General features: G+C 36.4%; 28 protein-coding genes. 10 read left to right on the top strand and 18 right to left on the bottom strand.

Features of this window, described 5'->3' with window-relative positions:
• Nucleotides 1-66 precede the first annotated feature (66 nt).
• From ACIQ38_RS11005 to lplA, 5 genes are all read right to left on the bottom strand, one after another.
• Nucleotides 67-2001, bottom strand: coding sequence for an FtsX-like permease family protein (locus tag ACIQ38_RS11005; protein ID WP_402822316.1), 1935 nt, complete (start codon nucleotides 1999-2001; stop codon nucleotides 67-69).
• The gene (locus ACIQ38_RS11010) at nucleotides 1973-2749 is read right to left on the bottom strand and encodes an ABC transporter ATP-binding protein (protein ID WP_402822319.1); all 777 of its coding nucleotides are present in this window, start codon (nucleotides 2747-2749) and stop codon (nucleotides 1973-1975) included. Before ACIQ38_RS11010 ends, ACIQ38_RS11005 begins: the two co-directional genes overlap by 29 nt.
• Complete coding sequence (locus ACIQ38_RS11015; protein WP_402822321.1) at nucleotides 2709-3755, bottom strand: sensor histidine kinase; 1047 nt, start codon at nucleotides 3753-3755, stop codon at nucleotides 2709-2711. Before ACIQ38_RS11015 ends, ACIQ38_RS11010 begins: the two co-directional genes overlap by 41 nt.
• A 1-nt stretch (nucleotide 3756) precedes the next feature.
• On the bottom strand, nucleotides 3757-4458 hold the full coding sequence (locus ACIQ38_RS11020) for a winged helix-turn-helix domain-containing protein (RefSeq protein WP_402822558.1): 702 nt from the start codon (nucleotides 4456-4458) through the stop codon (nucleotides 3757-3759).
• A 198-nt stretch (nucleotides 4459-4656) separates the two neighbouring features.
• A complete protein-coding gene (gene lplA / locus ACIQ38_RS11025) occupies nucleotides 4657-5649 on the bottom strand; it encodes a lipoate--protein ligase (RefSeq protein ID WP_402822324.1) in 993 nt (330 codons plus the stop codon).
• Nucleotides 5650-5771: 122 nt separating this feature from the next.
• Between lplA and yhfH the strand changes: the two genes are divergently transcribed.
• Nucleotides 5772-5897, top strand: a complete 126-nt coding sequence (gene yhfH, locus ACIQ38_RS11030) for a protein YhfH (RefSeq protein WP_402822327.1) — start codon at nucleotides 5772-5774, stop codon at nucleotides 5895-5897.
• 159 nt (nucleotides 5898-6056) lie between these two features.
• Here yhfH and ACIQ38_RS11035 read toward each other — a convergent pair whose 3' ends face one another.
• The 8 genes from ACIQ38_RS11035 to hemE all read right to left on the bottom strand — a co-directional run bounded on the left by ACIQ38_RS11035 (nucleotide 6057) and on the right by hemE (nucleotide 14687).
• A complete protein-coding gene (locus ACIQ38_RS11035; protein ID WP_402822330.1) occupies nucleotides 6057-8246 on the bottom strand; it encodes a YhgE/Pip family protein in 2190 nt (729 codons plus the stop codon).
• Nucleotides 8247-8314: 68 nt separating this feature from the next.
• Nucleotides 8315-8884, bottom strand: a complete 570-nt coding sequence (locus ACIQ38_RS11040; RefSeq protein WP_402822332.1) for a TetR/AcrR family transcriptional regulator — start codon at nucleotides 8882-8884, stop codon at nucleotides 8315-8317.
• 101 nt (nucleotides 8885-8985) lie between these two features.
• Complete coding sequence (locus tag ACIQ38_RS11045) at nucleotides 8986-9441, bottom strand: FixH family protein (protein WP_402822335.1); 456 nt, start codon at nucleotides 9439-9441, stop codon at nucleotides 8986-8988.
• Nucleotides 9438-10832, bottom strand: coding sequence for a sensor histidine kinase (locus ACIQ38_RS11050; RefSeq protein ID WP_402822338.1), 1395 nt, complete (start codon nucleotides 10830-10832; stop codon nucleotides 9438-9440). Before ACIQ38_RS11050 ends, ACIQ38_RS11045 begins: the two co-directional genes overlap by 4 nt.
• On the bottom strand, nucleotides 10829-11503 hold the full coding sequence (locus tag ACIQ38_RS11055; protein ID WP_402822341.1) for a response regulator transcription factor: 675 nt from the start codon (nucleotides 11501-11503) through the stop codon (nucleotides 10829-10831). The genes ACIQ38_RS11050 and ACIQ38_RS11055 overlap by 4 nt, the downstream gene beginning before the upstream one ends.
• Nucleotides 11500-12438, bottom strand: coding sequence for a YncE family protein (locus ACIQ38_RS11060; RefSeq protein WP_402822344.1), 939 nt, complete (start codon nucleotides 12436-12438; stop codon nucleotides 11500-11502). The genes ACIQ38_RS11055 and ACIQ38_RS11060 overlap by 4 nt, the downstream gene beginning before the upstream one ends.
• 245 nt (nucleotides 12439-12683) lie before the next feature.
• Nucleotides 12684-13616, bottom strand: coding sequence for a ferrochelatase (gene hemH, locus ACIQ38_RS11065; RefSeq protein WP_402822346.1), 933 nt, complete (start codon nucleotides 13614-13616; stop codon nucleotides 12684-12686).
• An 18-nt stretch (nucleotides 13617-13634) separates the two neighbouring features.
• The gene (hemE, locus tag ACIQ38_RS11070) at nucleotides 13635-14687 is read right to left on the bottom strand and encodes a uroporphyrinogen decarboxylase (protein WP_402822349.1); all 1053 of its coding nucleotides are present in this window, start codon (nucleotides 14685-14687) and stop codon (nucleotides 13635-13637) included.
• 211 nt (nucleotides 14688-14898) lie between these two features.
• Between hemE and ACIQ38_RS11075 the strand changes: the two genes are divergently transcribed.
• Nucleotides 14899-15387 carry an antibiotic biosynthesis monooxygenase family protein gene (locus tag ACIQ38_RS11075; protein ID WP_402822352.1) on the top strand — a complete coding sequence of 163 codons (489 nt, stop codon included), beginning with the start codon at nucleotides 14899-14901 and terminating at the stop codon, nucleotides 15385-15387.
• 68 nt (nucleotides 15388-15455) lie between these two features.
• A complete protein-coding gene (locus ACIQ38_RS11080) occupies nucleotides 15456-15665 on the top strand; it encodes a DUF6440 family protein (RefSeq protein WP_402822355.1) in 210 nt (69 codons plus the stop codon).
• Nucleotides 15666-15838: 173 nt separating this feature from the next.
• Here ACIQ38_RS11080 and ACIQ38_RS11085 read toward each other — a convergent pair whose 3' ends face one another.
• Nucleotides 15839-17056, bottom strand: coding sequence for a transglycosylase SLT domain-containing protein (locus ACIQ38_RS11085; protein WP_402822358.1), 1218 nt, complete (start codon nucleotides 17054-17056; stop codon nucleotides 15839-15841).
• Between the two features lie 133 nt (nucleotides 17057-17189).
• Entirely contained in the window at nucleotides 17190-18083 is an 894-nt protein-coding gene (locus ACIQ38_RS11090; protein WP_402822361.1) for a DMT family transporter, read from the bottom strand.
• Between the two features lie 263 nt (nucleotides 18084-18346).
• On the opposite strand from ACIQ38_RS11090, the gene ACIQ38_RS11095 reads away from it, so the two are divergent.
• Nucleotides 18347-19516: a M20 metallopeptidase family protein gene (locus ACIQ38_RS11095; protein WP_402822364.1), complete on the top strand. Its 1170-nt coding sequence runs from the start codon at nucleotides 18347-18349 to the stop codon at nucleotides 19514-19516.
• A gap of 30 nt (nucleotides 19517-19546) precedes the next feature.
• Here ACIQ38_RS11095 and ACIQ38_RS11100 read toward each other — a convergent pair whose 3' ends face one another.
• Nucleotides 19547-20743, bottom strand: a complete 1197-nt coding sequence (locus ACIQ38_RS11100; protein WP_402822367.1) for an ABC transporter permease — start codon at nucleotides 20741-20743, stop codon at nucleotides 19547-19549.
• Nucleotides 20727-21476, bottom strand: a complete 750-nt coding sequence (locus ACIQ38_RS11105) for an ABC transporter ATP-binding protein (protein ID WP_402822370.1) — start codon at nucleotides 21474-21476, stop codon at nucleotides 20727-20729. Before ACIQ38_RS11105 ends, ACIQ38_RS11100 begins: the two co-directional genes overlap by 17 nt.
• Nucleotides 21477-21588: 112 nt before the next feature.
• Between ACIQ38_RS11105 and ACIQ38_RS11110 the strand changes: the two genes are divergently transcribed.
• The 6 genes from ACIQ38_RS11110 to ACIQ38_RS11135 all read left to right on the top strand — a co-directional run bounded on the left by ACIQ38_RS11110 (nucleotide 21589) and on the right by ACIQ38_RS11135 (nucleotide 25367).
• A complete protein-coding gene (locus tag ACIQ38_RS11110; protein ID WP_402822373.1) occupies nucleotides 21589-22014 on the top strand; it encodes an HIT family protein in 426 nt (141 codons plus the stop codon).
• A 120-nt stretch (nucleotides 22015-22134) separates the two neighbouring features.
• Nucleotides 22135-22659: a tryptophan transporter gene (locus tag ACIQ38_RS11115; protein WP_402822376.1), complete on the top strand. Its 525-nt coding sequence runs from the start codon at nucleotides 22135-22137 to the stop codon at nucleotides 22657-22659.
• Between the two features lie 102 nt (nucleotides 22660-22761).
• Nucleotides 22762-23136, top strand: a complete 375-nt coding sequence (locus ACIQ38_RS11120) for a YtxH domain-containing protein (protein WP_402822379.1) — start codon at nucleotides 22762-22764, stop codon at nucleotides 23134-23136.
• A gap of 781 nt (nucleotides 23137-23917) precedes the next feature.
• Nucleotides 23918-24451, top strand: a complete 534-nt coding sequence (locus ACIQ38_RS11125; protein WP_402822382.1) for an HTH-type transcriptional regulator Hpr — start codon at nucleotides 23918-23920, stop codon at nucleotides 24449-24451.
• Nucleotides 24452-24566: 115 nt separating this feature from the next.
• Complete coding sequence (locus tag ACIQ38_RS11130; protein ID WP_402822385.1) at nucleotides 24567-25112, top strand: DUF3267 domain-containing protein; 546 nt, start codon at nucleotides 24567-24569, stop codon at nucleotides 25110-25112.
• A 69-nt stretch (nucleotides 25113-25181) separates the two neighbouring features.
• Nucleotides 25182-25367, top strand: a complete 186-nt coding sequence (locus ACIQ38_RS11135) for a hypothetical protein (RefSeq protein ID WP_402822388.1) — start codon at nucleotides 25182-25184, stop codon at nucleotides 25365-25367.
• 123 nt (nucleotides 25368-25490) lie between these two features.
• Here the strand turns inward: ACIQ38_RS11135 and ACIQ38_RS11140 are convergent, their stop codons facing one another.
• A complete protein-coding gene (locus tag ACIQ38_RS11140; protein WP_402822391.1) occupies nucleotides 25491-25595 on the bottom strand; it encodes a YjcZ family sporulation protein in 105 nt (34 codons plus the stop codon).
• Nucleotides 25596-25697 lie beyond the last annotated feature (102 nt).

The raw sequence follows: 25697 nt of genomic DNA on the forward strand, positions 1-25697 counted from the left end.
ATTCATTATATAAAAAAAGTTTCGACTATTCAATCTCAAAAGAAGATTGCATTTTGCAATCTTCTTTTACTCTTGTATATGTGCAATATATCTCCACCGGATTAAGTAGAAATACGATACTTGAATAACAGTAAATACGATCAGTACGATTAACATTTCCATTGCAATAGAAACCGCTGCTAGATCCACCCAAAAAGCTTGTAGGAAAATAAATGAAAATGTACTATGTACCATTGCAAGTCCCCAAGGCAAAAAGAATTGTGGCACTAACTGTCGATTTACGATTTTCACTAATTCTTGCTCGGTAATCCCCATTCTTCGGAGGACATCGAATTGCTTTTTATCTCTTTCCAAATCGGTATACAATTTAAAATAGACAAAGCTTCCTGCTGCTAGTAAGAGCACTGCCGCTACAAGCAAACCAGTAAACAATAATAATGCAAACGTAGCGCGAATAACGGAGAAATTCAATCCAGGATTATTAAAATAAAATGGATTAGGATTCACTTCCGATATTCCCATCGTCTCCGTCATAATCTTATCTAAGTCTGTTCCAACATCTTTTGTACGCAACCACTCTGGTACATGAAAGGCAAAAAAAGTAATTTTAGACTCTTCTAGCCCAAAACCAGAGAGCGGTTCTGTCAGGAGAGAAAAATCTTCATCGCTAATAATAAAAGTTCTATTTTTTAAGGTGAATGAAGGGAAAATCGAGTATTTATACTTATCCTTTATTTGAATAGGTATGCTACTTTCCTCGAGCACAGTTTGTTCTTTTCCACTTCGAATATTTTCAACATCTACTTGGCTATCCGAGACTAATAAAGCCTCTCCTTGTTTCAAGTCAATCAATGGAATTTTTAAAGCAACAGCTAAACTATTCACTTCCGATTCCTTGATGACATTAACTGGTTCATGCGAACTAGAAGAGGTTTGCTTTTTTACATTGAATCTCACAAGCTCATAAGACAAGCCCTCACTTTGCAGTTCTTGCGATAATTTCATAATATGTGCTTCTTCAAAAGGGTTGTCCCAATCACTAGCGTAGAAAATACTGACAGGGTTTAATTCTCGATATTGCGCTGTAAATGAAGTAAACGAAGTAACGACACCTACAGATAAAAACGCAATCGTCGACACAATCGTCACAACAAAAAACATCCGCGCATTTTCCCTAATCTTAATCGAAACTTCCGCAAAAGCGATAAGCCGAAAAGAATGCCAATAAAGACTTTGCTTTCTTCGAATAATGTCCAGTATATATAAAATACTATCCGTGTAAAAGAAGTACGTGCCGATAAAAGCCATTAAAATAATAAGTAAGCTCACCAATATATTCATATGGAAAACGGAAAAAATAACGAGACTATACGCCACAAATAGCAAGCCTAATCCCAATAAAGCACTTCCCTTTTTGTACGTAGCCACTTCGCCTTGGTTGCCAACCCCTTTTATAAGTTGGATAATCTCCTTCTTGCGGATGAATACAACACTACTGATCGATATGATGATAAACTGTGATAAAAACACAACAATCGTCAAAGCAAATGGCTTCCATGATAAGTACAAAGGTAAGCTGTCCAATAAAAATAATTCTCGAATAATCATAAAGAAAAATTTAGAAAATGAAAATCCAAAGAAAATGCCAATTGTAATAGATATAAACCCTAAAATCATCGTTTCCAAAAAGACTAAACGATTTAACTGTTGCCTTTCCATTCCTAAATGTAGTAAAACTCCAAACTCATGTAATCTAGCTTGTAAAAACGCACTCATCGAATAAAACAAAAAAAACATAGTAAAAATGATGAGAATAATTTGCGCAACAAGCATTCCACCAAAAGCAACATCTCGTAAAAACTTATCTTCAATATTCGGGTGAAACATCAGCATGGAATAAATAAAGAACACCATAACCGAAAAAATACTAGCCATAAAAAACGCAGCATATATTCGGCTATTACGAATAACGTTATGATAAGCGAATTGTTGAAAGGTCATTTACACCGCCACCACCTAATAATGACAAAACATTTAATATCCGTTGGAAAAATGTTTGTCTCAGGTCACCTTTATAAATCTCATTGAAGTATTCCCCGTCTTTTATAAATAACACTCGATCACAATAGCTTGCTGCTATAGGATCATGGGTTACCATTATAATCGTCGTTTGACTTACTTTATTCACTTGGGTAAGAATTTCTAATACATCTTTTGCTGCTTTGGAATCCAAGTTTCCTGTCGGCTCATCTGCTAATATAATGCTCGGTTCATGTATTAACGCGCGGCCTATGGCAGTTCTTTGAGCTTGCCCTCCGGAAATCTCGGAAGGTCTTTTTTCTAAAATAGAGGTTAAATGGAGATGTTCTGCAATTTGTTGGACTTTGGCTTTCATCACTTCTAAGGATTGACCATCAAGCGTAAGTGGTAATACCATGTTTTCTTCCACCGTTAGTGCAGGAAGTAGATTAAAGTCTTGGAATACAAAACCAAGCTCTCTTCTTCTAAAAAGTGATAAGTCATTTTTGGGAAGTTCTGCTGGTTTTAAACCGCTTATCGTGATTTCTCCTGAAGTTGGACGATCGATCGTCGAAATTATATTTAACAATGTCGTTTTTCCACTTCCAGAAGGGCCCATCACAGCGATAAACTCTCCTTTTTCCACTTCAAAGCTAAGTTGATTAATCGCTAGATGTGCTACTTTCCCTTCATATACTTTCGTTACTTCCTCCAGTATTAATATGGTCATCTTGCCCACCTTGCTTCCTAGTTTCTTGTTTTTCAAATTGGATCGATACGGTTGTCCCTTCTCCTACCTTTGAAGAAACACGTATCTCATGCCCTAAACGATTGCATATTTCCTGCGCCAAATATAAGCCCATACCAGTAGACTCACCAGTTTTCCTTCCATTCTCTCCGGTAAAAAATGCTTTTGTCACTCTTTTAATATCAGACGCAGGGATACCAATTCCTTCATCCCTAACAGAGAAAATGATTTGTTTCTCCTCGATATTCGTTTCGAAATACACTTTTTTATTTTGCTCAAAAGTGTATTTAACGGCATTCGTTACAAATTGGGCAATGACGTAACGGATCCATTTTCTGTCCGAAGTAATCATACAATCATCTTCCATCGAAATGACAGGAAATAGATGCTTTCCGATGAATAGCCGTTTATTTTCCGTTACGACTTCGGTTACTAGTTGTTTTAAATCGATTCGTTCGATTTGCATATCTTCTTCAAAAGTATCTAATCGCGCATTCATTAAAACTGCTTCAAGTCCTCGCTTGAGTCGATCCATTTCTTCCACGACACTTTTCGAATCTATTTGTTCACTATTTTGCGTCATCAATTCGAGAACTGAAATAGGCGTTTTCATTTGATGCACCCAGCTATTCATAAATTGTAAATGTCTATTTTGTCTTGCATATAAAAGCTGTACTTCTTTTTGATATAAACGATAAATATGTTGTAAGTAAATTTCTACTTGTCTAATTTCTGGGGATTGTGCTGCTCGTTGCAGAACAACTTCTATTTGGGTTGGGACTGAGAGAATTTTTTTATAAAACGTATATTTTTTCATAAATAACGTCCCTAAAAAAGTAAGCGTTAATATACTACTAATAACAATGGAATAGACAGCGGTATCTAGATTTCGAAATCCATCTAGCCAGTATAACAGCATAACAAATAGTACTAAGGAAAACTGAAAAATGATAAAAAGTAGATGTTCCTTTATAAATAACCGAAACATATTAAGCTTCCTCCGGACTTAGATTCAAACGATATCCCGCTCCTCGAACAGTTTCAATTGTTGATAAAACACCGTAATCCGCCATTTTTTTCCGTACTCGCGTCATATTTACATTGAGGGTATTCTCATCCACAAATGATTGATCATCCCATAGTTCTTCTAGTAATTGTTCTCTAGTGACTAGCTTAGGATAATTTTTCAGTAATAATTCTAAAATGGTACATTCTTTCTTTTGAAGTGGAATTTCTTCTTTGGACGTATGTAATTCCATACGTTCCATATAGAGCTGCAATTTCCCTACTTTCACCACTCGCTCTTCCTGTTTAGCTGCATATTCCCCATATGTTCTTCTTAAATGGCTTTTTATTTTAGCTAGGACGATTTCGTAATGAAAAGGCTTCGTGATAAAATCATCTCCGCCATTTTCGAGTGCGAATACTTGGTCCATTTCTCCTGATCTAGCCGACACAAAAATAATGGGGCAAGTAGTTAGCTGGCGGAGTTGACGGCACCAATAGTAACCGTCATAAGATGGTAAATTCACATCTAATAATACAATATGGGGATCGAACGCTGTAAACTCCTCGACAATATGATCAAAATCTTCAATTGTATGTACTTCATAATGGTATTTCCTCAGGGTATCTGCAAGTAGCGATGCGATTTTCAGGTCATCTTCTACTACTAACACACGGTGTATCATCACTTAAATCCTCCTCTAGGAACATTGTACTTTCCTTATTATATCAAAAAAGAGTCTTCCATACGTTAAGTATGTTAGACCCTTCCATTTTCATAAACTGAAGATCAATTACGCCTAAGCATAATTGCGTCCAGATTTTGAATTGTGCTTACGCAATTAACTTGCTTCAGTAGAAGTCTGAACTTCGACTGGATCGATTTAATAAATAAGTTGTACTAGTTCTTCTTTTGAAATACCACCTAAGTATTTCGGTACATCAACTGACTCCAGTGCTTCTTCAATCGCTTGTTTACTATACACTTTTCCAGTTAATACATTTTCTACTTCTTCGATATCCCCAACGCCAAAGAAATCACCATAAATTTTCACTTCTTCAATGATACCTTTATTTACTTCTAAACGAACATCTACACCACCTGTTGGGAAACGGTGTGAATGCTTCATATTGAACTTAGGGGATTTACCGTAGTTCCAATCCCATTGTTGATAACGTTCTTCCGACAGCTTATGAATGTTTTTCCAATCTTCATCCGTAAGCTCCCAATATTGAATATTGTCGGATCCGTCAAAAATAGAAGAAAGAATTTCAGCACGGAATTGTTCAATCGTCATCGGTTCTGCCAGTAAATCAGCAATATTCGTTACACGGCTTCGTATTGATTTGATCCCTTTAGATTCAATTTTTTCTTTGCTTACTTTTAATGCGGATACAACTTTATCTATTTCTGTATCAAACATTAATGTACCATGGCTAAACATTCTTCCACGAGTTGAAAACTGAGCATTTCCTGAGATTTTTTTGCCTTCTGCTAATATGTCATTGCGTCCTGATAGTTCCGCGTTGACACCCATTTTCTGCAATGCATCAACAACTGGCTGTGTAAACTTTTTGAAATTGCGGAAGCTGTCTCCATCATCTTTTGTTAAAAAGCTAAAGTTCAAATTTCCTAAATCATGGTACACAGCGCCGCCACCTGAAAGTCTGCGGACAGGGATAATCCCGTTTTTTTCTACAAAATCTGTATTAATTTCTTCTATCGTATTTTGGTTTCTACCAATGATGATAGAGGGTTGATTTATGTAAAACAAAAGAAATGAATCTTTTTCCACATCCATTGTATTTAGTGCGTACTCTTCAATTGCTAGGTTAATACGTGGGTCAGTTATGCCTTTATTATCAATAAAATACATGTTGATCTCTCCTTTACTCCTATTTTAACAAAAAATGAATTAATATGTTGACAAAAGATTCTGTGTTATATTACAATGAATTCAATAAAAACAGTTATATAACAGACGGAGGTGGAACAACTATGTTAGAAAACGTACTTGAATTTTTCCGTAATCTGCCTAAAAAGAATTGCGCTACATGTGGCGAGACCATAGAAGAACAACATGAGTGCTATGGAAATCAGTGTGACAAATGCAATAACCTTTAATATTATTCAAGACGCCAACTAGATCCTCCCCTTTCTAGTTGGCTTTTTTTGTACGTGATATAGGGATAATGTGCGCTATACCACTTATCGTTCTTTTTTATTGCTTATTTTTGAATAGCAAAAAGCGCTTATCTCCTTTTTTGAGATAAGCGCTTTTTATTATGCTTCTGCTGTTTGATTGGAATGACGTTTTTTGAACAACAACATGAAATAGCCAAATGTTAATACTAGACATACTACCATAAATCCAATAAGAACTCCGTTACTTGCCCATAGAGCACTCATATTTCCTGTAGAAATAGCTGCTTTGAAAGCTTGAACAGAATAAGTCATCGGCAATAATTTATTGAAAATTTGTAATGGCTGTGGAATTAATTCCAATGGGAATGTTCCTGCACTTGTTGTTAATTGAAGGATTAACACAAGAATAGCCAAGAAACGTCCAGAATCACTTAGAACAGAAACAAATAATTGAATCATCGCTAAAAATGTAAAGCTTGTAATGATCGCAGTTAGGATGAACATCCCAACGTTTTGTGTTTCTAATTTAAGCGCAAATAATGCGATTGCTACTGCGATTAACGATTGTATAATCCCTACTACTCCAAGTACTGTTACTTTACTTGTGAACCAAGATGCCCCATTTGTTGGCTTAATAGCTGGTTGTACGAGTGGGAATACAATCGAAATTAGTAATGCCCCGACGAATAAACCAAGTGACAAGAAATAAGGAGTGAAACCTGTACCATAGTTCGGTACTGAATTGACCGCTTCAGTCTCTACATCTACGGGTGACGAGATCATATCGAATGTTGCATCGTTGGCACTTACTTCTCCAACCTCTTTACTTGCATCTTGCAAGCTAGATTGCAATGTATCCGTACCATCGACCAATGCTTTTGTACCATCTGCTAGCTTAGAAGATCCATCTGCAAGTTCTCCAGATTTTTCTGCTAGTGTTCCAGTTCCTTGTTGTAATTGGGTTGAACCGTTTGCTAATTGATTTAGACCGCTAACCAAGTTAGTTGAACCAGCATATGCTTGCTGAATACCAGTGTTAAATTCTTTCATTTTTGCCGCTAATGTATGTGTTCCTGTTGCTAAACTAGAAGAACCTTCTACTAGTGCTCTCGAGGATTCATTTAGTTTTGCAACCCCTTGCGCAGCTTGTGTATATCCTGCACTTAATTGTTCAGCACCAGTATGCACTTGAGCTGCTCCACTCTCTAATGCAGTTGTTCCATTTGCAAGTTTTTCTAACCCCGCAGATACAGTCGAACTTCCAGATTCTAATTGTTTCAATGTCTCTGTTAGTGCTGCCGCTTGTTCTGCTGGAAGTGTTGCACTGATTTGTTCCATTTGATTCGCTAACGCTTTAATACCAGAAGTTACTTGAGAAGCCCCTTGCGATAATTGGTTTGTACTATCATTTACCGTCGCAGAACTGCTTTGTAACTGTGCTAATGATGCGACTAAAGCTTTTTCTTTTTCACTAAGTAATTGATAGCTTTCATTTAGTTTTGCAACTCCGGCCGTATAATCTGTTATACCAGTTTTTAATGAGCCTGCGCCTGTTGCTGTTTGGTTTGCACCATCTGCTAACTGAGTAGACCCATCAGCAAGTTTAGCTATTCCATCATTTAGTTGAGTAGATCCTTTTGCAGCTGTTTGAATACCATCTACTACTGTATTAGTACCGTCTCGTAATTCGATTGAGCTGCTTGCCAGTTGTTCTAAATAGCCTTTCAAATCACTAGCACCATTATCTAATTCTGAGGCACCGTCTTTTAATTGACCAGCACCATCTGATGCTTGCGCAAAACCATCACCTATTTTAGTAATCGAATCAAATAACTGCTCTGCATAGGTGGATGTGACTTCTTTATTGACCTCTGCGCGAATTCGATCCATCGCAGTTCCACCAATTTGAGAGGCTAAGAAGTTATATCCTTCATTTGCCTTATACGTAATAACCATTTTTTCCGGCTGTTCGTCTAATAAGGTTGTTGCGTGCTGTGAAAAGTTCTCTGGAATTTCGATGAGCAAATAATAATCCTGATCTTCTAAACCTTGTAGTGCCTCTTTTTTCGACACAGATATAAAATTGAATTGCTCGCTATCGATCAGCTTATCTTTTAAGGTTTCTCCAAGATCTAACTCTAGTCCATCCATTTCAGCACCTTCGTCTGAATTAACGATTGCTACAGGCAAATCACTTAGACCAGCATATGGATCCCAAAAAGCCCATAAAAACATTCCTGCATACAAAACGGGAATAAATAATACTGCGATAATAGGAATCAACAGTTTACGATTCGTCAATATCGCTTTCCATTCTGCTTTTATCATTCTATCTTCCTCCTAAAACTATTTGACCATTTTGTCCAACTGGTCATTCATCATCAAAAAAATAAGTCTCAAACTAAGAGACTCCGAAAAATTGTTTCCTGAAAAAAGTTTGCGATTTCTACTTCGGATAATGATTCGTCATGCGTTACATTCCAATCATTAATAAAGGCTAGATAGCCTTTAAATAATAAATATGCTACAAGCTCACTATTTACTTGTCTCAATTCTCCCTTGGCTACATACTTATCAATCTTTTCTTTAATGAATGTGACAATTGCTTCCTCCGTTTGGTGAAGCATTTGTTTGACTGCTGGTGTTCTCCAGTCTTTTTCTTCATCCACAATTTTTGCATATAGTTGATGAGTTTCTCGGAATTCTAACATTTTCATCAAAGCAGCATGGGCATTTTCCTGAAAAGAAGCACCTTCTCGAATTACACTCGTCGCCTCCTGCTTCATCTCGCAAATCATTGCCCTCACAATTTCTTGAAAGAGAACTTCTTTGTTTTCAAAAAACGTATAAATAGTTCCTTTTCCTACATTTGCGATTTTCGCTATTTGCTCCATCGTTGTGGCTTTATATCCAAAAAGTGAAAAAGATCTTGTTGCTGCTTCTAAAATTTCTTTTTTTCGATCCATTTAGTAGCACTCCTTTCTCTCTGAAGAAAAATGACCAGAAAACCATTTCGGTCATCTAGTCATTATAATACTACCAGTGTATTCTTTTTGCAAGTATTTTTTTAGTGACCTTTATGCATTGTGTCATCACTTTCGTCTGGTAATACGGAACTCAAATCAGGACTGCCAACTGTTAATTTTTGTTTTGGCATTGTATGTAAACCTCTTGCAGTCGTATGGGCATACATATAATAGACCCCGTCATGATCGAATGTATGATTTGCTTCATAGACACCATCTTTTGTTAACGTCCCTTCGATCATTTTTCCTTCATCACGCAAACCGGATTCCCATACTTCGAATTCTACTTTATCCGCATCGTCAACTGCTTCTTCCCCTTGAGACACTTTGGCAGATAGAACAACTTCTTCACCTACTGGTAATTGTTCAGCTGTTTGTATTTGTACAACAATTTCTTGAAAAGTCGTTTCTTCATGATTTGTATGACTTTCCTCTTCTGCTCCACAACCAGTTAACATCATTGCCGTTATTGAAAATGCCGCTATCCCTTTTTTCATGAAAATGTATCCTCCCAAATTGGTAATGTAATATATACGTTAGTTCCTTTTCCTACTTCGCTTTCAAATGCAAGTTTCCCATTTTGCACTTCTACTAATTGTGCAGCAATAGATAACCCTAATCCTGTTCCGCCATCCGACCGGCTTCTGGCCTTATTCACTCGGTAGAAACGCTCGGTGATATGCACTAGATGCTCCGTTTCGATTCCACAACCTTCATCTGCAATTTGAATAGTCGTTTCTTTTTTTGTTGCTTTATTCGAAATTGTTATGACGGAATTGTTAGGTGAATATCTAATAGCATTTTCTAATACGTTAATAAGGATTTGCTTTGTTTTTTGCTCGTCTGCACATAAAATTGTCTCTTCATCTATCGAATTAGCAAACGTTATTTCTTTTTCGTTGGCCATTGGTTTTACAAGTTGCACTGCTTCACGAATTATTTCTGCTAAAACGAGTGGGCTTGTTTCTACCTCTACTAACGACTCGGATCTTGCAACGGTTAACAAATCATTCGTGAGCTTCTGCATACGATTTGCTTCTCGTGTGATAAGTGTGTATATTTCAGCCTTTTTCTCTTCTGGTATAAGGTTTTGTTCAAATGCCTCCCCATACCCTTTTATATAACTTATCGGCGTGCGAAGTTCATGAGATACAATTGAAAGAAAGTCTCGCTTTTTGTCATCTTCTTGTTGAATGGACATTGCCATATGGTTAAAACTTTTCCCCAGCTCTCCCACTTCATCTTGAGACTCCACTGCAACTCGTGTATCATACTTTCCTGCAGCCATGTCCAGCGCTGCTTCGTTTAGTACTGCTAATGGTTTTAACACTCTTTGCAAACTTTTCAAGCTAATATATGCCAAGCAAATTAATAAAAGAGAAACAATTGCCAGTAAAAAAAGTACATCACTCGAAGCCATTTCGGTAATTTTTGTTAAAGGTACGTATACATAAATAATACCTTCTAATCTATTCTCATCAACGAGCGGATAAATAACCGATGCTACATCCCGATCAAATCGCTTTTCGTAACCACGTTTTGTGATTGCATTTCCGTCTAACAACTCCGCCCGTTCTTCTGCCCCTATCAACGTGTCATAATCAATATCAAAAGGAAGACATGCACTCAGCTCTCTGGGGTTTCGTACCGTAAATACTTCCACATCTGAAAAACGATTATAATCTTCTGTTTGTTTAATAAAATCATTCGTCACGACACCGCCATCATATGTACGCTGTAAGTTTTCCGCCACTTCCTTCATAGACATTTCAGTATGTTGAACGTAAAGTTCCTCATACAAAAAATTCGTAAAGATGACTAAAAACACAATCGTCGTTGTAATAAAAACGAGGAGCAACATCCATATTTTAAACGAAAGCTTTTTCATTCTTTTACCTCAAAACGATAACCAATTCCCCAAACCGTTTCAATATATTTTCCCGCAACGATACCAAGCTTTAACCGAAGCGTTTTAATATGTGTATCTACCGTTCGTGTTCCACCTTCATAATCCAAGCCCCATAGCTTTTCCAGTAGCTGTTCTCTAGAAAATGCTCTCCCTTCATTTTCCATAAATAAAAGGAGCAGTTCATATTCTTTGAGCGTAAGGTTAATTTTTTGATCGTTTCGTAATATTAATCTGGCAGACGGGTCATTTACTATAATCCCTTTTATAAGCTTATTGTCTTCGGATACTTTTCCAGTTCTTCTTAATATAGCATCTATTCTCGCTATTAGTTCGATTGCGGTAAATGGCTTAATGACGTAATCATCCCCACCAAGCGCAAGTCCTTTCACTAAATCTGTTTTTGCATCTAAGGCGGTGAGAAATATAATCGGTACTAATGTAAATTCCCTTAAATCCTGGCAAACTTCAAATCCGCTTTTCCCAGGCATCATGACATCTAGCAGTATTAAGTCGATGGAAAATGAATGAACCATTTTCAGCGCTTCTTTTCCATCTTCAGCGTGTAACACATCAAAACCAGCTTTTTGCAAATGCAATTCAATTAATCCACGCATATCCTGTTCATCATCCACTACTAATATGGTCGTCATTTGCTCGCCTCCCTTACAACTAGCTGAAATGGTCCTTTTCCTACTTGTACCTTATTTATTACTTTTCCCGATTGTATAAAGTATATTTGATGATCCTCATAACCTGCTAATACGATATTATCTCCGTATGTTGCGATTGCAAAAGGATTCGCTCCTGCTTTGAGTGAAGCTAGCACCTCACCCGTTTCTGAAATTTCATAAACAGTGCTACTTCCATGACTGACTGCAAAAACATGCCCATTTGCAGCTTTCGTCATATTCACTGGCATCATCGGTGTTTCGATTTCACCTAGTAACTCTCCAGTCGCTATATTATATCTGTTAATAACCCGATTAGGACTGCTGCCAGCCCCATGACCACCAAGCCATAGTTCATTTCCATTTACGAATAGTCCATGTGAAGAATTCGGGATATCCCATGTAGTTTTTTCCTTTAAATCTAATGAAAATATAGAAAGAATTTCATCTTTGAAGTTGACTACGTATAGATTACCGTCATGTGCAATCATCGACATCGGATAATTCCCAGTTGCTGCTTCTTTTAAGGCTTCCCCTTTTTTATTAAAAAGAGTGACCGTATTTTCTATTCCATTTGTTATATAAATATTTTCTTCATATGCGTAAGCAAAGGTTGTTCCTTCTTTTACATCCAATGTTGCCAGCTGCTTACCAGTAGATAACTGGATTAGAACTGCTTTCTTCAAGGTAAATCCATACAGTAATAGAATGTCGTCTGTTACCAATGTAAACCCTGTATACGAAGCATCCAGTTGCCAACTTTCCATCACTTTTTGCTGCGCTGAAATGAAATCGATCGTTCCGTCGGCTGTATTTAAACTCGCAACAAAATCAATCGATGGATCAATGGATGGTAGTGAGGGTTTTGCACACGCACCAAGCAAAAATAAAACGAACAATATACTTAGCCTTTTCAAGTCCTCACCCCCTACAGCTATTTTAACGAATACGTGTGAAAAAAGTTTGAAATTCCGTTAAAGTATTAAAAAATATTCGGTTAATGTGGATAAAATATGCTTTTACAACTAAATGCTCAGATTTTACAACTAAACATGGAAATTTTACAACTAACCTATTCTAAATTCCAACTAAACCAAATCTCCAAGAAAAAATCCCCAAAAACCACCTAGCATTAGTTTTTGGGGACTACATTTCCTATTAGTTACGCACGAAGTTGTTTTAGTACAACATCGGCCATTGCATCGATGAATAATGGTTGATCATTTGGCATAGCAGGGCGTACGTACGTCGCTCCAATGTCATCACACACAACTTTACACTCATAGTCGTTATCGTATAGCACTTCTAAATGTTCTGCTACGAAACCAACTGGTGTGTAAACGAATGTTGTGTATCCTTTTTGTTCGTTTAGGTCACGTGTTAAATCTTGTACATCGGGTCCAATCCATGGCTCTGGAGTTTGTCCAGCACTTTGCCAACCAACTGCATAGTTTTTCACGCCAGCAGCTTTTGCGATTAGATCTGCTGTTTCATTTAACTGATCTGCATATGGATCTCCCATTGCAAGAATTTTCTCAGGAAGAGAATGGGCAGAAACGATTAAACATGCTTTTTCACGTTGTTCCTCAGACATAGCTGCAAATGCTTCGCTTACTTTTTCATTCCAGTATTGGATGAATTTTGGCTCGTTATACCAGCTTTCAACAGAAGTAATTTTCAAATTCCCTAGTTTTTCTGCTTCTTCTTGAATACGACCGTTATACGATTTAATCGAAAACGTCGAGAAGTGAGGAGCTAGTACAATTGATACCGCTTCCGTAATGCCGTCTTTATGCATTTGTGCAACTGCATCTTCTAAGAAAGGCTCAATATGTTTTAGCCCAATATACATTTTGAATTCGATTTCATCTTGTACTTCGTTTAAACGATCACATAATCCTTGTGCTTGGTTTTTCGTGATTTTTGCTAATGGTGAAATCCCACCAATCGCTTTGTAACGGCCCGCTAAATCAGCCAATTGTTCCTCACTTGGTTTGCGACCGTGGCGAATATGTGTGTAGTAACGTTCAATATCTGCTTCTTCGTACGGTGTTCCATATGCCATTACTAATAATCCCATTGTTTTTTTCATCATTGTCACCTCAAAAAAAGTTTAGTTTGACTTTGCTGCAATAAGCTCGCGGCTATATTCATGTACAAATGTTGTTAAGCGTTTTAATGTATCCGGATTCACTTCTGGGAATACACCGTGACCAATATTAAAGATATGACCTGGTTGTGCTACACCTTGCTCCACAATAAGTTTCGCGCGTTTTTCGATTTCTGCCCAGTCTCCGATTAAATACGACGGATCCAAGTTTCCTTGAAGCGGTTTCGTTAACCCTTTCGCACGTGCTTCCTCTATTGATAAACGCCAATCTAGCCCAACTACGTCTACCGGAAGGTCATGCCATTCATTCGCTAAGTGACTTGCACCTACACCAAATGTTATTAATGGAACACCTAGTTCACGAAGTTCTGTGAAAATACGTGTCATAACTGGTTTGATAAAAATACGATAATCCGCTACATTTAAAGCACCAACCCATGAGTCGAAAATTTGAATCGCTTTCGCCCCTGCTTTTACTTGTGCTTTAATATAAACGACAATCATATCTGCAAGTTTGTCCATTAATGCAAACCATGCTTCTGATTCTGAAATCATAAACGCTTTTGTTTTGTTATAGCTCTTCGAAGGACCACCTTCAATCATATAGCTTGCAAGTGTAAATGGAGCCCCAGCAAATCCGATTAATGGAACATTCAACTGTTCAGTTGTTAACAATTTAATCGTTTCTAATACAAATGGAACATCATCTTCTGGCGATAAGTCACCAAGATTATATACATCTTGCACTGTACTGATTGGATTCGAAATTACTGGTCCAACGCCAGCTTTTATTTTCACATCTACACCTATGCCAGGAAGTGGTGTTACAATATCTTTATACAATATCGCCGCATCTACATTGTAATTTTCCACTGGCAAACGTGTAACATATGCACATAATTCTGGTTCATGCGTAATCTGCTCTAAAGAATACTTTTCTTTTATTTTTCTGTATTCTGGTTGAGATCTTCCTGCTTGCCTCATATACCAAACCGGCGTGTGCTCCACTTGCTCTCCTCGTGCCGCACGAAGAAGCGTATCATTAAAAGTAGTCATTCAAAATTCCTGCCTTTCTTCTATTTTAAAAGGGTACCTCTCTTTTCAAATATACGTTTCCACTATAGACTTTCTATTTACTATTGTATAGGCATATAGTGTATTTGTCATAAATTTGTCCCGTTTCAACGTCAAATTTGGGACGTATGGTTTTTAAATTTGCATTTAAGGGAAAAGTATATAAAACAAACAACAATTAGGAGGTACTTAAATGAATTTATATTTAACTTCCGGAACTCCGGAATTTATGGAGTCCATCAGAAAAAAACATCCAAATGAGCAAATATTTGCCCTGCACGGAATAGGGAACTCCGTACTAATCCATGAAACTGCTAAAAAAACTGTTTTTCAAGCTCCAAGAAAGTATGAAATATTAGAGACTACCGGACAGTTCTCCGAAAAAGGATATTTCGCCTTACAACATATTCCCATTTCCGAGGAAGGTAAACCCATTTTCGAATACAAATATACAAACTTATCTAAAACCCTTGAACATGAGCCTGGGTTCATTGCACTACGCGTACTTAAACCAATCAAATCAGACACTTATATTATTTTAACAGAATGGTCTGGTCCGAACAGCTATGAAATGTGGGCAAAATCCCATCCGATGAATTTTGATAATGTCGCCGATAAGCAACAATTCTTCACAGGTGCACCTTATGTTTCTACTTACTCATCAACAAATGAAAACGATTAAATTAGAGATCTAAACATTATAAAAACTGTTTGGTGCGTTAAACTTTAAATGAATATAGGGGGGAGAAAATGTTCAATAAAGAATCAGAGAAGAATAAGACCTCAAAGAAGAGATTTGAAGAGATATTTTCAGAAAATGGCGTGGCTAATGGAAACAGAATATTAGTTGATAGAGAAACTGGAGTTCACTATTTATTTAGTTGGAGTGGATATTCAGGCGGCATTACCCCGTTATTAGATAAGGATGGAAAACCAATAATAAAATCAACTAACGAATAACACACTTTACCCTGTTCCACAAAAGCAATCAGCAATTATCATGAGTAAACCACCCTGGGCTTACGACTTCAGGGCGGTTTACTTTTTTCTTTTTTTAAAAATAAAAATACTGACCTCCTAACACATATTCCATATAAAAATAGCCCAGTCTTATAAACTGAGCTATACCTTTGTTATTGTGCTAGTAATGCCAACTTGCTTTTAGAGGGTGTTTCATATTTTACTTGCGCAGACTTCTGAACATAGCTTCCACCGCCTACACCATATAAACCGCCATGATCACTCTTATAGCTATAAACTCGATATTCTTCTCCTTTTTTCAATGGACGGACCGTGGTTAATGAACCATTGCTCTCCATTTTCACCAAATTGGTATTAGATAGAATAGTAACTTTACCTATTTGCCCTAATTTTAGTTCTGTTTTTCCCCACATAACTTTTACAGCAGGTCCTCCTACTTTTTTCGTAATATAAGCAGAAGAAATATAACCTACTAGTTTTTGATCCTCGGTTTTAACTGGGTACCATACAAATTGGTTTAAACTTGTTAAGGACTGGTCATATTGGAAATTTCCATCAATAATCAACGTAGTATTTTTGGTTACAGCTTTTGCTACAGAAGCAGTACTAGGTTGAGTTCTTAAATTTACCTTGTCCGCTGTTATCGATACTTTGTCTCCTTTTTTAAATTGATAAGCAGAGGGATGCAAGATACCCGTTACTGTATATTCCATCTTGTTGAATTTAATATTTTCACTGCTATTAGGGTCATATTTAAAATCAGCTATTTGGAAAGGAAACTGTCCTAATTTCGTGCCGTTTAAATAACTATCATTTTCAATATGCGCAAAAACTTTTTCTTGGTAAGCGTCTCTATTGTTCAATCCACTAGATCGATAGAGCGGGCTATTAACAGGTTTTGTACCGTTATAAGCCATAACAGGGAAGTACCAATTTTCAATTACTTCTTGTCCTGCTCCTTTTATTTTAGGCAAATCTGTACGTTTATACATACTAGCGAGTATTTCAACACCTGCTTGAAGATTGTAGTTAATATCATATTTTAATCTCTCTTGATCATAGCCTGATTGATTGGTAATTTGCATAAGACCAATCCCATTATCTTTTGAAATGACAGGCTGACCATTTTCATCAAATTGTTTCCAAGCCCCATTTTCTCTTGAAGCCACAGCTTTTACGACTTCTGGAGGAATGTTAGCTTCTAATGCAGCATTGGTAAGTAGGCAGTTCATGTGCTGAAAAGTAGGATTTTCGTTTGGCTTTATTTCACCATAGGACGAGCATGTGGATGTAGCAAAAGTTTCTTCAGAAGACCAACCAAGGAGCAGTAAGCAAGTTAAGAATCCTACTCCCATTTTGATAGATTTCATGTAATCATTCTCCATTCTATTTTTATATTTATATAGTATATTTTACCATAGTTAACTAAAGCCATGTATTCTAGGGTGCCTCATATGCTTTTACATAATGACGACAACAAAGAAGAAAAGATCTCCCAACATTTTAAGAAACTGATGGCTTGGTAGGTTTTATGCTAAAATTTCCAGACAGATATAGACCGAATAAAACTAAGACCGCTCCAATTACAGAAAGTTGCGTAATCGGTTCCCCTAGTAATATCGCTCCTAGAATATAACCGGCAACAGGATTTAAAAGCAACCAATTATTTGCTGTAATAGCGTCTTTTTTGAGCAGGTAAAACCAAAGACTTAAATTGAAAATGGATAGAGCAAAAACTGACCAAAGTAAATATCCTATAACATTCATATCCATCTTAATTGGTTGGCCAGCTTCTAAAAGAAGTGCAGGAATTACTAAAATAAGACCACCAAAAACTACCTGCCACGTATTAATTACAATGGATGGTAACTGTAAATCCATTTTCTTGTAGATAAGACTTCCTATAGCCATCGACATAATGGCAACAGCTAAAAGTAAAATCCCGCCATTTGTAGCATGACTACCTACTAATGACGGATAGGAAGCGATGAATAATCCTGTAAAAGAGATGACTATGCCTCCCCATTCCTTAAGCCGAATCTTTTGCCCTAAAAACAGAAATGCAAGTAATGCATAGAGTAGAGCATTTACTGGCACGAAAAGATTAAAAATACTAGAGGAAATTGTCTGAAGAGCTATTAAACCCAGTCCTAAAAACAAAGAGGTATTTAATAAACCTAACCAAAATAAGATCCAGAATTCTCGCTTATTGGGCATTCTATATTTTCCTCTTTGCAATACATAAATATAAATCAGCAACAATATTCCAGCGATAATAAAACGCATCGTCGCAAGTGTTAATGGTGGAGCAGACTGCAGTCCAAATTTCATGGCAACCGCTCCAGAAGCATATAAGACAGTAAATAATAGACCTAGCATCAAACCCTTAAAACCCATAAAATTTAATCCCCTTTGGCACCCTCGTTATCGCAATACTAGTTCTATTAATCTACCACATTATAGAATTTTCTGAAAACAAATAAACTGAGGTAAACAAATTCATTTCAATATACTTACTATTCCTTTAGGAGTTTGAAAAAATTAAAACACTATCCTTTCATTCTAATAAAATATTTATTGCTTAAGATGTAAAAAACCTAACATAACTAATCGTCTACTTTTTTGTTATAATAGTAAAAAGATAAATGGAGGTACAGTTTATGACAAAACAATTAACAGAAAAATTAGATAGTGCATTTGAAGAGATGGTTGAAATTCGTCGTTATTTACATATGCATCCCGAAGTATCATTTAAAGAAACAAAAACAGCCAAGTATATTCAAGACTTTTATACGAATTTAGGTATTCCATTTCAAGCAAATGTCGGTGGAAATGGCGTTGTCGCTAGAGTTAAAGGCGCTTTACCTGGTAAAACAGTTGCACTTCGAGCTGATTTCGATGCACTGCCAATTCAAGATGAAAAAGATGTTCCATATAAATCTACAATAGACGGTGTGATGCATGCATGTGGACATGATGGGCATACGGCAACCCTGCTCATTCTTGCACGTACGATCAATGAATTAAAAGATGAGTTAGCTGGAGAGTATGTATTTATTCATCAGCATGCGGAAGAATATGCGCCAGGTGGAGCCAAGCCTATGATTGAGGCAGGATGTCTTGACGGAGTAGATGCCATTTTCGGTACGCATTTATGGTCTTTATTCCCTCTTGGATCCATAGAATATAAATCTGGTCCAATAATGGCGGCAGCGGACCGTTTTGAAATTACCATTCAAGGGAAAGGCGGACATGGAGCTAATCCGCACCAAGCAATTGATGCAATCGTAGTTGCCTCTCAACTTGTCGTAAACTTACAGCAATTAGTAGCAAGAAGAGTAGACCCAACACAATCTGCAGTTCTTTCTGTCGGTTCTTTTGTAGCGGAAAATGCTTTTAATATTATTGCAGACAATGTAAAACTAGCTGGCACAGTTCGAACTTTTGATGCAGACGTAAGGGATTTAATGGAGCGTGAGTTAGAAAGAGTACTAGAAGGTACTTGCCTTACTGCTGACTGTACGTATACGCTGGAATATACTCGTGGCTATCCACCGGTTATTAATCATAAAGAAGAAACTGAGTTTTTAGCAACTATTGCTGGGGACGTACCTGGTGTGGAACTAGTAAAAGAGTCAGAACTTCTGATGATTGGAGAAGATTTTGGCTATTATATGGAAGAGATTCCTGGGACATTTTTCTTTACAGGAGCAATGCCAGAAGGGGAAGCTTTCCCTCATCATAGTCCAAATTTCGACTTCGATGAACGCGCTATGCTTATTGCAGCAAAAACACTAGGAACAGCTGCTATTCAATATCAAACAAAATAAGAAAAAGGCTGTCCAGTGACAGCCTTTTTCTTATTTCTTGCTCATTCGAATAGTTAATTCGGAAACAATGTAGACAGCAATTGGTACGAGGAATAATGGTAAGGTATACTCACCTTTTATTAAAACGGCGATAAGTACCAAAATTGCTTGTTTAAATTGAATTACACGCATTAATTTATTGACTGCCCATTTTCTAGCATTCGAATCTACCGGGAATAACTGATCCATTCGGAATTCATGGCCAGATAACAAAGCATGGCGCAATTGGACAACTGTTGCAAATGCAAGCGCACTTGTGAAAATAATTGCAACAATTGGAAATGGAATAAAATACGCACCAACAACAGATAATGCTGTAAGTCGTACCCATAAATAGAAATAATCATTTGTGCGAATAAAAGTCCGCAACACTAAATATAGTTGACTATTTTTTTGCGCATATGGAGCAACGTTATAAATAACATCCAACCATTTTCTTCTTTTCGTCATTCCTCTTATATGCGGAACATCGGTGAAATAATTAGCAAATCGGTAAAAACGCATCATGCGAGATTGTTCCACTTCGATAAAATGATCAAATGGAAACGGTACCTCGCTCTTTTTCTTCTGCCAAACAATTGCATATATCAATTGAATAACAACAATCGCGACTAAAAATACATAATTACCACTCAATAGGAAATAGAGTGCCGCAAATAATAGAAGAAAACGTATAAAACGGTCAACCCACACCGATCTTCCATTCGAAGCAAAACGATAATTAAATTCCGCGTGAATACTCCAATACTTCATCACTACAATAAAAACGAAAAAAGACAAAATCTCCTCTTTTGTAGCACCCGCAACTTTCGTAAGTAACGGTATCGAAACAACAAAAGCCGCAAGCGATAGAAAAATAGACGAAAAATAGGTCCATCTTAGCGCAAGCTTTAAATATTCTTTAAGCTTCGTTTCTAATGGTAAAAAATATACACTATCCGCATGCTTCATCAGAGTAACTGGTGTACTCATCGCCAATAAAATACTTAAAATGAAAGCTACAACTAAAAAAGCGGGAAAATCTTTTGGAGCTGTATTAAGCCACTCACTATACGAATATCCCCCTGCACCTATGACGAAAACAAGTACAATCGCTATATGGCCAGTGAAGATAAATTTTAAGTATTTTTGTAATTCATTTATATAGTAGACAAAGCGTTTAGCCCATATTTCACGCAAATTGTTCATCTTGTTGTTCCTTCGTCATTTCGATATATAAATCATCTAATGTCGCATGTGGCTTATTAAAAGCGACTCGTAGATCTGCCATCGTTCCTTGTGCACGTATTTTCCCATTATGCAACAGAAGGATTCGGTCACAATATTTCTCCGCTGTCGATAGAATATGCGTCGACATAAGAACAGAAGCACCTTCGTCTTTTCGTGACTTCATTTGATCAAGTAACGATTGAATACCTAATGGATCTAACCCTACAAAAGGCTCATCAATAATATAAAGGTCAGGGTTTACTAAAAACGCACACATAATCATTACTTTTTGGCGCATCCCTTTTGAAAAGTGTGCTGGAAACCAGTTCAATCGTTTCTCCATTCGAAACTCTTTTAGTAAAGACTCTTTTCTAGCTTCGAATACTGTTTGATCTAAATTATAAGCCATGGCAGTTAGCTCTAAATGTTCTTTTAATGTTAGCTCATCATATAATACTGGCGTCTCCGGTATATACGAAAAAGAAGTACGATACGTTGCCGGATCCTCTTTTAATGACTTTCCATTTAGCAGAATTTCCCCTTTTGCAGCGTTCATCGTTCCGATAATATGTTTAATCGTTGTACTCTTCCCTGCTCCATTTAGTCCTATTAAACCGACTAACTCCCCTTTTCCAATAGAAAAAGTTAGATCATGTAGCACCGGCTTTCTTGTATAACCACCTGTTACGTTCGTTAGTTCTAATACTGTCATCTCTGGCACCTCATCTCTTCTAAATAGTTTACCAAAACCTATACGAAAAATCTTCTTTAAGTTGTCCTATTATATGCTAAACTATTGGTAACAATGAATAGGAGGTTTTTTCATGAGTGAATGTATTTTTTGTAAAATAATTGACGGTTCTATTCCAAGTGCGAAAATTTATGAGGACGAGCATGTGTATGCCTTTATGGATATCCAGCCCCTGACAAAAGGTCATACGCTCGTTATTCCAAAAAATCATAAAGAATTTGTATATGATTTATCCGAAGATGAAGCGAGTAATTTATTTAAAGTAGTTCCAAAAATTGCTTCTGTTTTGAAAGAAACATTTGGTCCTGTCGGCATGAACTTGCTTAATAATAATGGTGCTCCTGCTGGACAAAGTGTTTTCCATTTTCACTTGCATTTTATCCCTCGTTATGATCAAACGGACGGCTTCCGTGCAACTTGGATGACAAAGGAAAAAACATTTACTACGGAAGTTATTCAAGATTTGGCAAAAGAATTAGCTGAAAAACTAGCAAACTAATTATTGCAATTACGGGAAAAAAGACTTATAATCACTAGTAAGATTCTTGCTAACGATCAAGAGGATACGTTAGAGGGATTTTAACAAATTGAGCTTAGAAAAGCTGAGGAGAGATGAGAATTGAATACGAAAAATTTAGTATTAATGTCCCTACTAATTGGGGTCGGTGCAGTACTTTATATTATTATCCCTGGATTTAATGGTGGGATGAAACCAGATTTCATGTTAACGATGATGTTTATTGGAATTCTGTTATTCCCTGAAGTAAAAAGTGTATTTTTACTTGGTATTTCCACAGGTGTTATTTCTGGATTGTTTTCTACATTCCCAGGTGGATTTGTACCGAATATCATTGATAAATCAGTAACAGCATTTGTTTTCTTTGGATTAGTGCTATTGCTTACTAAATATGCAAACAAATTACCGGTTGCTATCGTTCTTACATGTGTAGGTACGCTCGTATCAGGAACAGTATTTTTATCAACTGCGATTTTTGTTTTTGGAGCAGGTGCAGTTTTCACAGAACTATTTGTTTTAGTAGTGCTTCCTGCAATTGCTATTAATGCTATAGCATTTTTTATCATTTATCCAATTATTGCAAAGTTGATCAAACGTTCCAAATTCCAAACAGCCCTTACAGTTTAAATTATTGCTTTCCTTTTCGAAGGAAAGCTTTTTTTGTTCAGATTATTATGTTTTAATTAAGATATAAAAAGGAATAGTAAATTACATAAGGGGTGAACGCACATGAAAATAGTACCATTATTTTTAGGAGTTGCAACGGGAGCGATAGCTGGGGCTGCTGCAGTATTATTATCCACTCCAAAGTCGGGTAGCGAAGTACGCATATCCTTAAAATCAACTTCAAACGACCTTCGGGACAAGTTATCTGATATTAAATATCAAATGCAAGACCTTAAAAACTCTATCGGCAATCTAACGAAAGAGTCAAAAGAAGTAATTCCAAATGCTATAGAAGAAATAAAAGCAGACGTGGAGCAATGGAAAAACGAAACTGCCCCACTACAAGCAAAGCTACAAGCAGAAATTTCCTCGATCCAGTCGGCAATCGAAGAGATGGAAAAAGCATTACCAAAGAAAAAAGAAGCTGCCACAAATTAAGGGCAAGTTCAAATAAAACAGGCCATTTCTTGTTTGACTTAAAACAAGAAATGGCCTGTTTTTTTTATATTTTAAGGGCAATATAGGGATAATGCGTCTTAGAGAGTTCTATTAGGTGACCGCTGTGATTTTGGCTGCAGGACGGACGCTTTCCGTGGGGTGAGTGATGAGCCTTCACCGCCGCTTAGGCGTACGTTGTGAAGTCTCATCTTACTCACTTAATCCCTTCGGAGTCGCCGCCCTGCAGCCAAAAATCAATGGAAAAAAACTAATTTAATAGTGTCACAAATTAACAATAAATGGTTGAACGAGACAATCGTGCCTTTAAACACGATAAACTTGTCGAGCAATTGACAGCCAGGCGAAATTGGCGATCTTTTAGGCTTATTATTCCTATAATATGTCGAAATTATGGGCATCTCAATACAAGTAAACTTGCTACTGTAAGAAATTAGTTGCTCTCATCATCAATTTAGTTGCTCTCATGTTGATTTTAGTAGCTTTCATACTGAAATTGGTTGCCTTCAATAACCTTTTGATTGCCCTTAGCCATTCTTTGGAATTTTCGCGTTGGTATGAGACCCTGCAAGAGCGTTAGCGACGTAGCGAATTGTCACGTGTCCGGAGGAAATATAGATGCCTCCGCATTGAGCCTCCTTCAGACGCATTATCTCTATATTAACAATAAATAACAATCATTTATTTTTGAGAATATCTATCCAGTTACATACTTTCTTGCTATAATATCTGAAAGATAATAATAGAGAAGGAAGGTATACAAATGACTGAACAGTTTTATACGATGAAAGAAGCTATGCTCTACAGTCAGCGCATCGCACAACTATCAAAAGCACTATGGAAAGCTGTAGAAAAAGATTGGCAAGCATGGATAAAACCTTATGACTTGAATATTAATGAGCACCATATTTTATGGATTTCTTATCATTTACAAGGTGCTACGGTATCGGAGGTAGCAAAATTTGGGGTTATGCATGTTTCAACTGCTTTTAATTTTTCTAAAAAGCTAGAAGAGCGTGGTTTACTTGCTTTTTCCAAAAGAGATGAGGACAAACGGAACACTTACGTAGAGATTACTACAAAAGGAAAAACATTACTCGATGAAATGTATGATAATTATCACGATACACCTCACTCTGTTATCGAGGGCTCCCGTTCAATGAAACAATTATACGGTAAATTTCCAGAATTTTTAGATGTAATGGCTGTAATACGAAATATTTATGGAGATGACTTCATGGAAATATTTGAACGTTCTATTAAGAATATCGATGAATCCTTCAACCAAAAAAACTAGTTATTATCCGTGTAAGCGCTCTATAATTTTTAATAATTTATGTATTGCATTTTACATGTAAAAGTCGTATTGTATGTATCTGAAGTTCATTCTCTTTTTAGGAGTTGCATACACTTTGCATTGTTGGAAAACAATTAATGTAAAAAAACAATATGGCTTGGAAAGGCTATTTTTATTATCCTCTCTATTAGTTATAATCGTTTTTTCTTTCGCATACGTTTTGTTAGGAATTATTAATGATACACATAAATCAGATGATTACTTTCTAGTATTCACACTAGCATTTTTAAGCATTTATCCACTGCATAAGTTATTACATTTCATACCACTTTATAAGTTACGTGATAAGGTGAAGATTATAAACAAAAAACAATTTGGATTTTTGCCTACTGTTTCAGTTAGAGTCGTAGAACCTATTAATAAAAATAGATTTATTTTTTCTTTGCTCGCCCCTTTTATTTTTATTAATCTTGTTTTAATTATAGGAGCATTACTTATTCCCATCTTTTCACATTATTTCACTATGTTATTTGCGTATCATTGCGGTATTTGCTTGATCGATTTAATATATGTGAAACATCTAAGCAAGTCTCCAAAAAGTGCATATATTGAAGAAACGGAAGCTGGATTTGAAATTCTGATCACTCCGACACATTTTTAGCAAGAAGTAACACTTGTAAAATTCACATCTTCTTTGATATGCTTACTAGTATATGAAGGGAGTCTGGACATGATCATATTTACGTTAGTTCTATTCTCAGCATTTTATTTGTATCAAATAAATCGAATGACATATGCTTTAGTTATGTCAAAAGAAATTCCAGAAGAAAAACACCCGAAGATTTTTCGTACCATTAATATACTTATTACGATTCTTCTTGTTTCCTTCTATGTAGAACTATTTTACACAGTTTAAGAGAAAAAAATGGACCCAAATCATTAGAATGATTTAGGGTCATTTCTTTATTGTCTAATTTTCATAGAAAAAAACAAATAGGGAACTAAGATCGATTTTACACGATCTTAGTTCACGTTTTCATTAGTAGATAAACGCTGCCCCTACAATGATCAAAAGAATGAATAGAACAACAATCAAAGCAAAACCAGAACCAGAACCATAACCACCGTTATATTGTCCGCCCATTTAAAACACCTCCTTTTCCATGTATCCTATGCGATTTTTTGAACAATCGGTAGGCAAATGAACGGGAACCATTTTTGTTTTTATTTCGTTTATGTTATAGTA

This window comes from Psychrobacillus sp. NPDC096389, from assembly GCF_044762855.1.
GTDB lineage: Bacteria > Bacillota > Bacilli > Bacillales_A > Planococcaceae > Psychrobacillus.

What these genes read in the sequence shown, in the direction of transcription:
- ACIQ38_RS11125 (WP_402822382.1), top strand. Translation starts at nt 23,918, where the DNA reads ATGACTGAACAGTTTTATACGATGAAAGAAGCTATGCTCTACAGTCAG.
- ACIQ38_RS11055 (WP_402822341.1), bottom strand. Translation starts at nt 11,503, where the DNA reads ATGACGACCATATTAGTAGTGGATGATGAACAGGATATGCGTGGATTA.
- ACIQ38_RS11015 (WP_402822321.1), bottom strand. Translation starts at nt 3,755, where the DNA reads ATGTTTCGGTTATTTATAAAGGAACATCTACTTTTTATCATTTTTCAG.
- ACIQ38_RS11005 (WP_402822316.1), bottom strand. Translation starts at nt 2,001, where the DNA reads ATGACCTTTCAACAATTCGCTTATCATAACGTTATTCGTAATAGCCGA.
- ACIQ38_RS11135 (WP_402822388.1), top strand. Translation starts at nt 25,182, where the DNA reads ATGATCATATTTACGTTAGTTCTATTCTCAGCATTTTATTTGTATCAA.
- ACIQ38_RS11105 (WP_402822370.1), bottom strand. Translation starts at nt 21,476, where the DNA reads ATGACAGTATTAGAACTAACGAACGTAACAGGTGGTTATACAAGAAAG.
- ACIQ38_RS11040 (WP_402822332.1), bottom strand. Translation starts at nt 8,884, where the DNA reads ATGGATCGAAAAAAAGAAATTTTAGAAGCAGCAACAAGATCTTTTTCA.
- lplA (WP_402822324.1), bottom strand. Translation starts at nt 5,649, where the DNA reads ATGTATTTTATTGATAATAAAGGCATAACTGACCCACGTATTAACCTA.
- ACIQ38_RS11010 (WP_402822319.1), bottom strand. Translation starts at nt 2,749, where the DNA reads ATGACCATATTAATACTGGAGGAAGTAACGAAAGTATATGAAGGGAAA.
- ACIQ38_RS11095 (WP_402822364.1), top strand. Translation starts at nt 18,347, where the DNA reads ATGACAAAACAATTAACAGAAAAATTAGATAGTGCATTTGAAGAGATG.
- ACIQ38_RS11100 (WP_402822367.1), bottom strand. Translation starts at nt 20,743, where the DNA reads ATGAACAATTTGCGTGAAATATGGGCTAAACGCTTTGTCTACTATATA.
- hemE (WP_402822349.1), bottom strand. Translation starts at nt 14,687, where the DNA reads ATGACTACTTTTAATGATACGCTTCTTCGTGCGGCACGAGGAGAGCAA.
- ACIQ38_RS11035 (WP_402822330.1), bottom strand. Translation starts at nt 8,246, where the DNA reads ATGATAAAAGCAGAATGGAAAGCGATATTGACGAATCGTAAACTGTTG.
- ACIQ38_RS11020 (WP_402822558.1), bottom strand. Translation starts at nt 4,458, where the DNA reads ATGATACACCGTGTGTTAGTAGTAGAAGATGACCTGAAAATCGCATCG.
- ACIQ38_RS11045 (WP_402822335.1), bottom strand. Translation starts at nt 9,441, where the DNA reads ATGAAAAAAGGGATAGCGGCATTTTCAATAACGGCAATGATGTTAACT.
- ACIQ38_RS11085 (WP_402822358.1), bottom strand. Translation starts at nt 17,056, where the DNA reads ATGAAATCTATCAAAATGGGAGTAGGATTCTTAACTTGCTTACTGCTC.
- ACIQ38_RS11090 (WP_402822361.1), bottom strand. Translation starts at nt 18,083, where the DNA reads ATGGGTTTTAAGGGTTTGATGCTAGGTCTATTATTTACTGTCTTATAT.
- ACIQ38_RS11075 (WP_402822352.1), top strand. Translation starts at nt 14,899, where the DNA reads ATGAATTTATATTTAACTTCCGGAACTCCGGAATTTATGGAGTCCATC.
- yhfH (WP_402822327.1), top strand. Translation starts at nt 5,772, where the DNA reads ATGTTAGAAAACGTACTTGAATTTTTCCGTAATCTGCCTAAAAAGAAT.
- ACIQ38_RS11120 (WP_402822379.1), top strand. Translation starts at nt 22,762, where the DNA reads ATGAAAATAGTACCATTATTTTTAGGAGTTGCAACGGGAGCGATAGCT.
- ACIQ38_RS11050 (WP_402822338.1), bottom strand. Translation starts at nt 10,832, where the DNA reads ATGAAAAAGCTTTCGTTTAAAATATGGATGTTGCTCCTCGTTTTTATT.
- ACIQ38_RS11140 (WP_402822391.1), bottom strand. Translation starts at nt 25,595, where the DNA reads ATGGGCGGACAATATAACGGTGGTTATGGTTCTGGTTCTGGTTTTGCT.
- ACIQ38_RS11080 (WP_402822355.1), top strand. Translation starts at nt 15,456, where the DNA reads ATGTTCAATAAAGAATCAGAGAAGAATAAGACCTCAAAGAAGAGATTT.
- hemH (WP_402822346.1), bottom strand. Translation starts at nt 13,616, where the DNA reads ATGATGAAAAAAACAATGGGATTATTAGTAATGGCATATGGAACACCG.
- ACIQ38_RS11110 (WP_402822373.1), top strand. Translation starts at nt 21,589, where the DNA reads ATGAGTGAATGTATTTTTTGTAAAATAATTGACGGTTCTATTCCAAGT.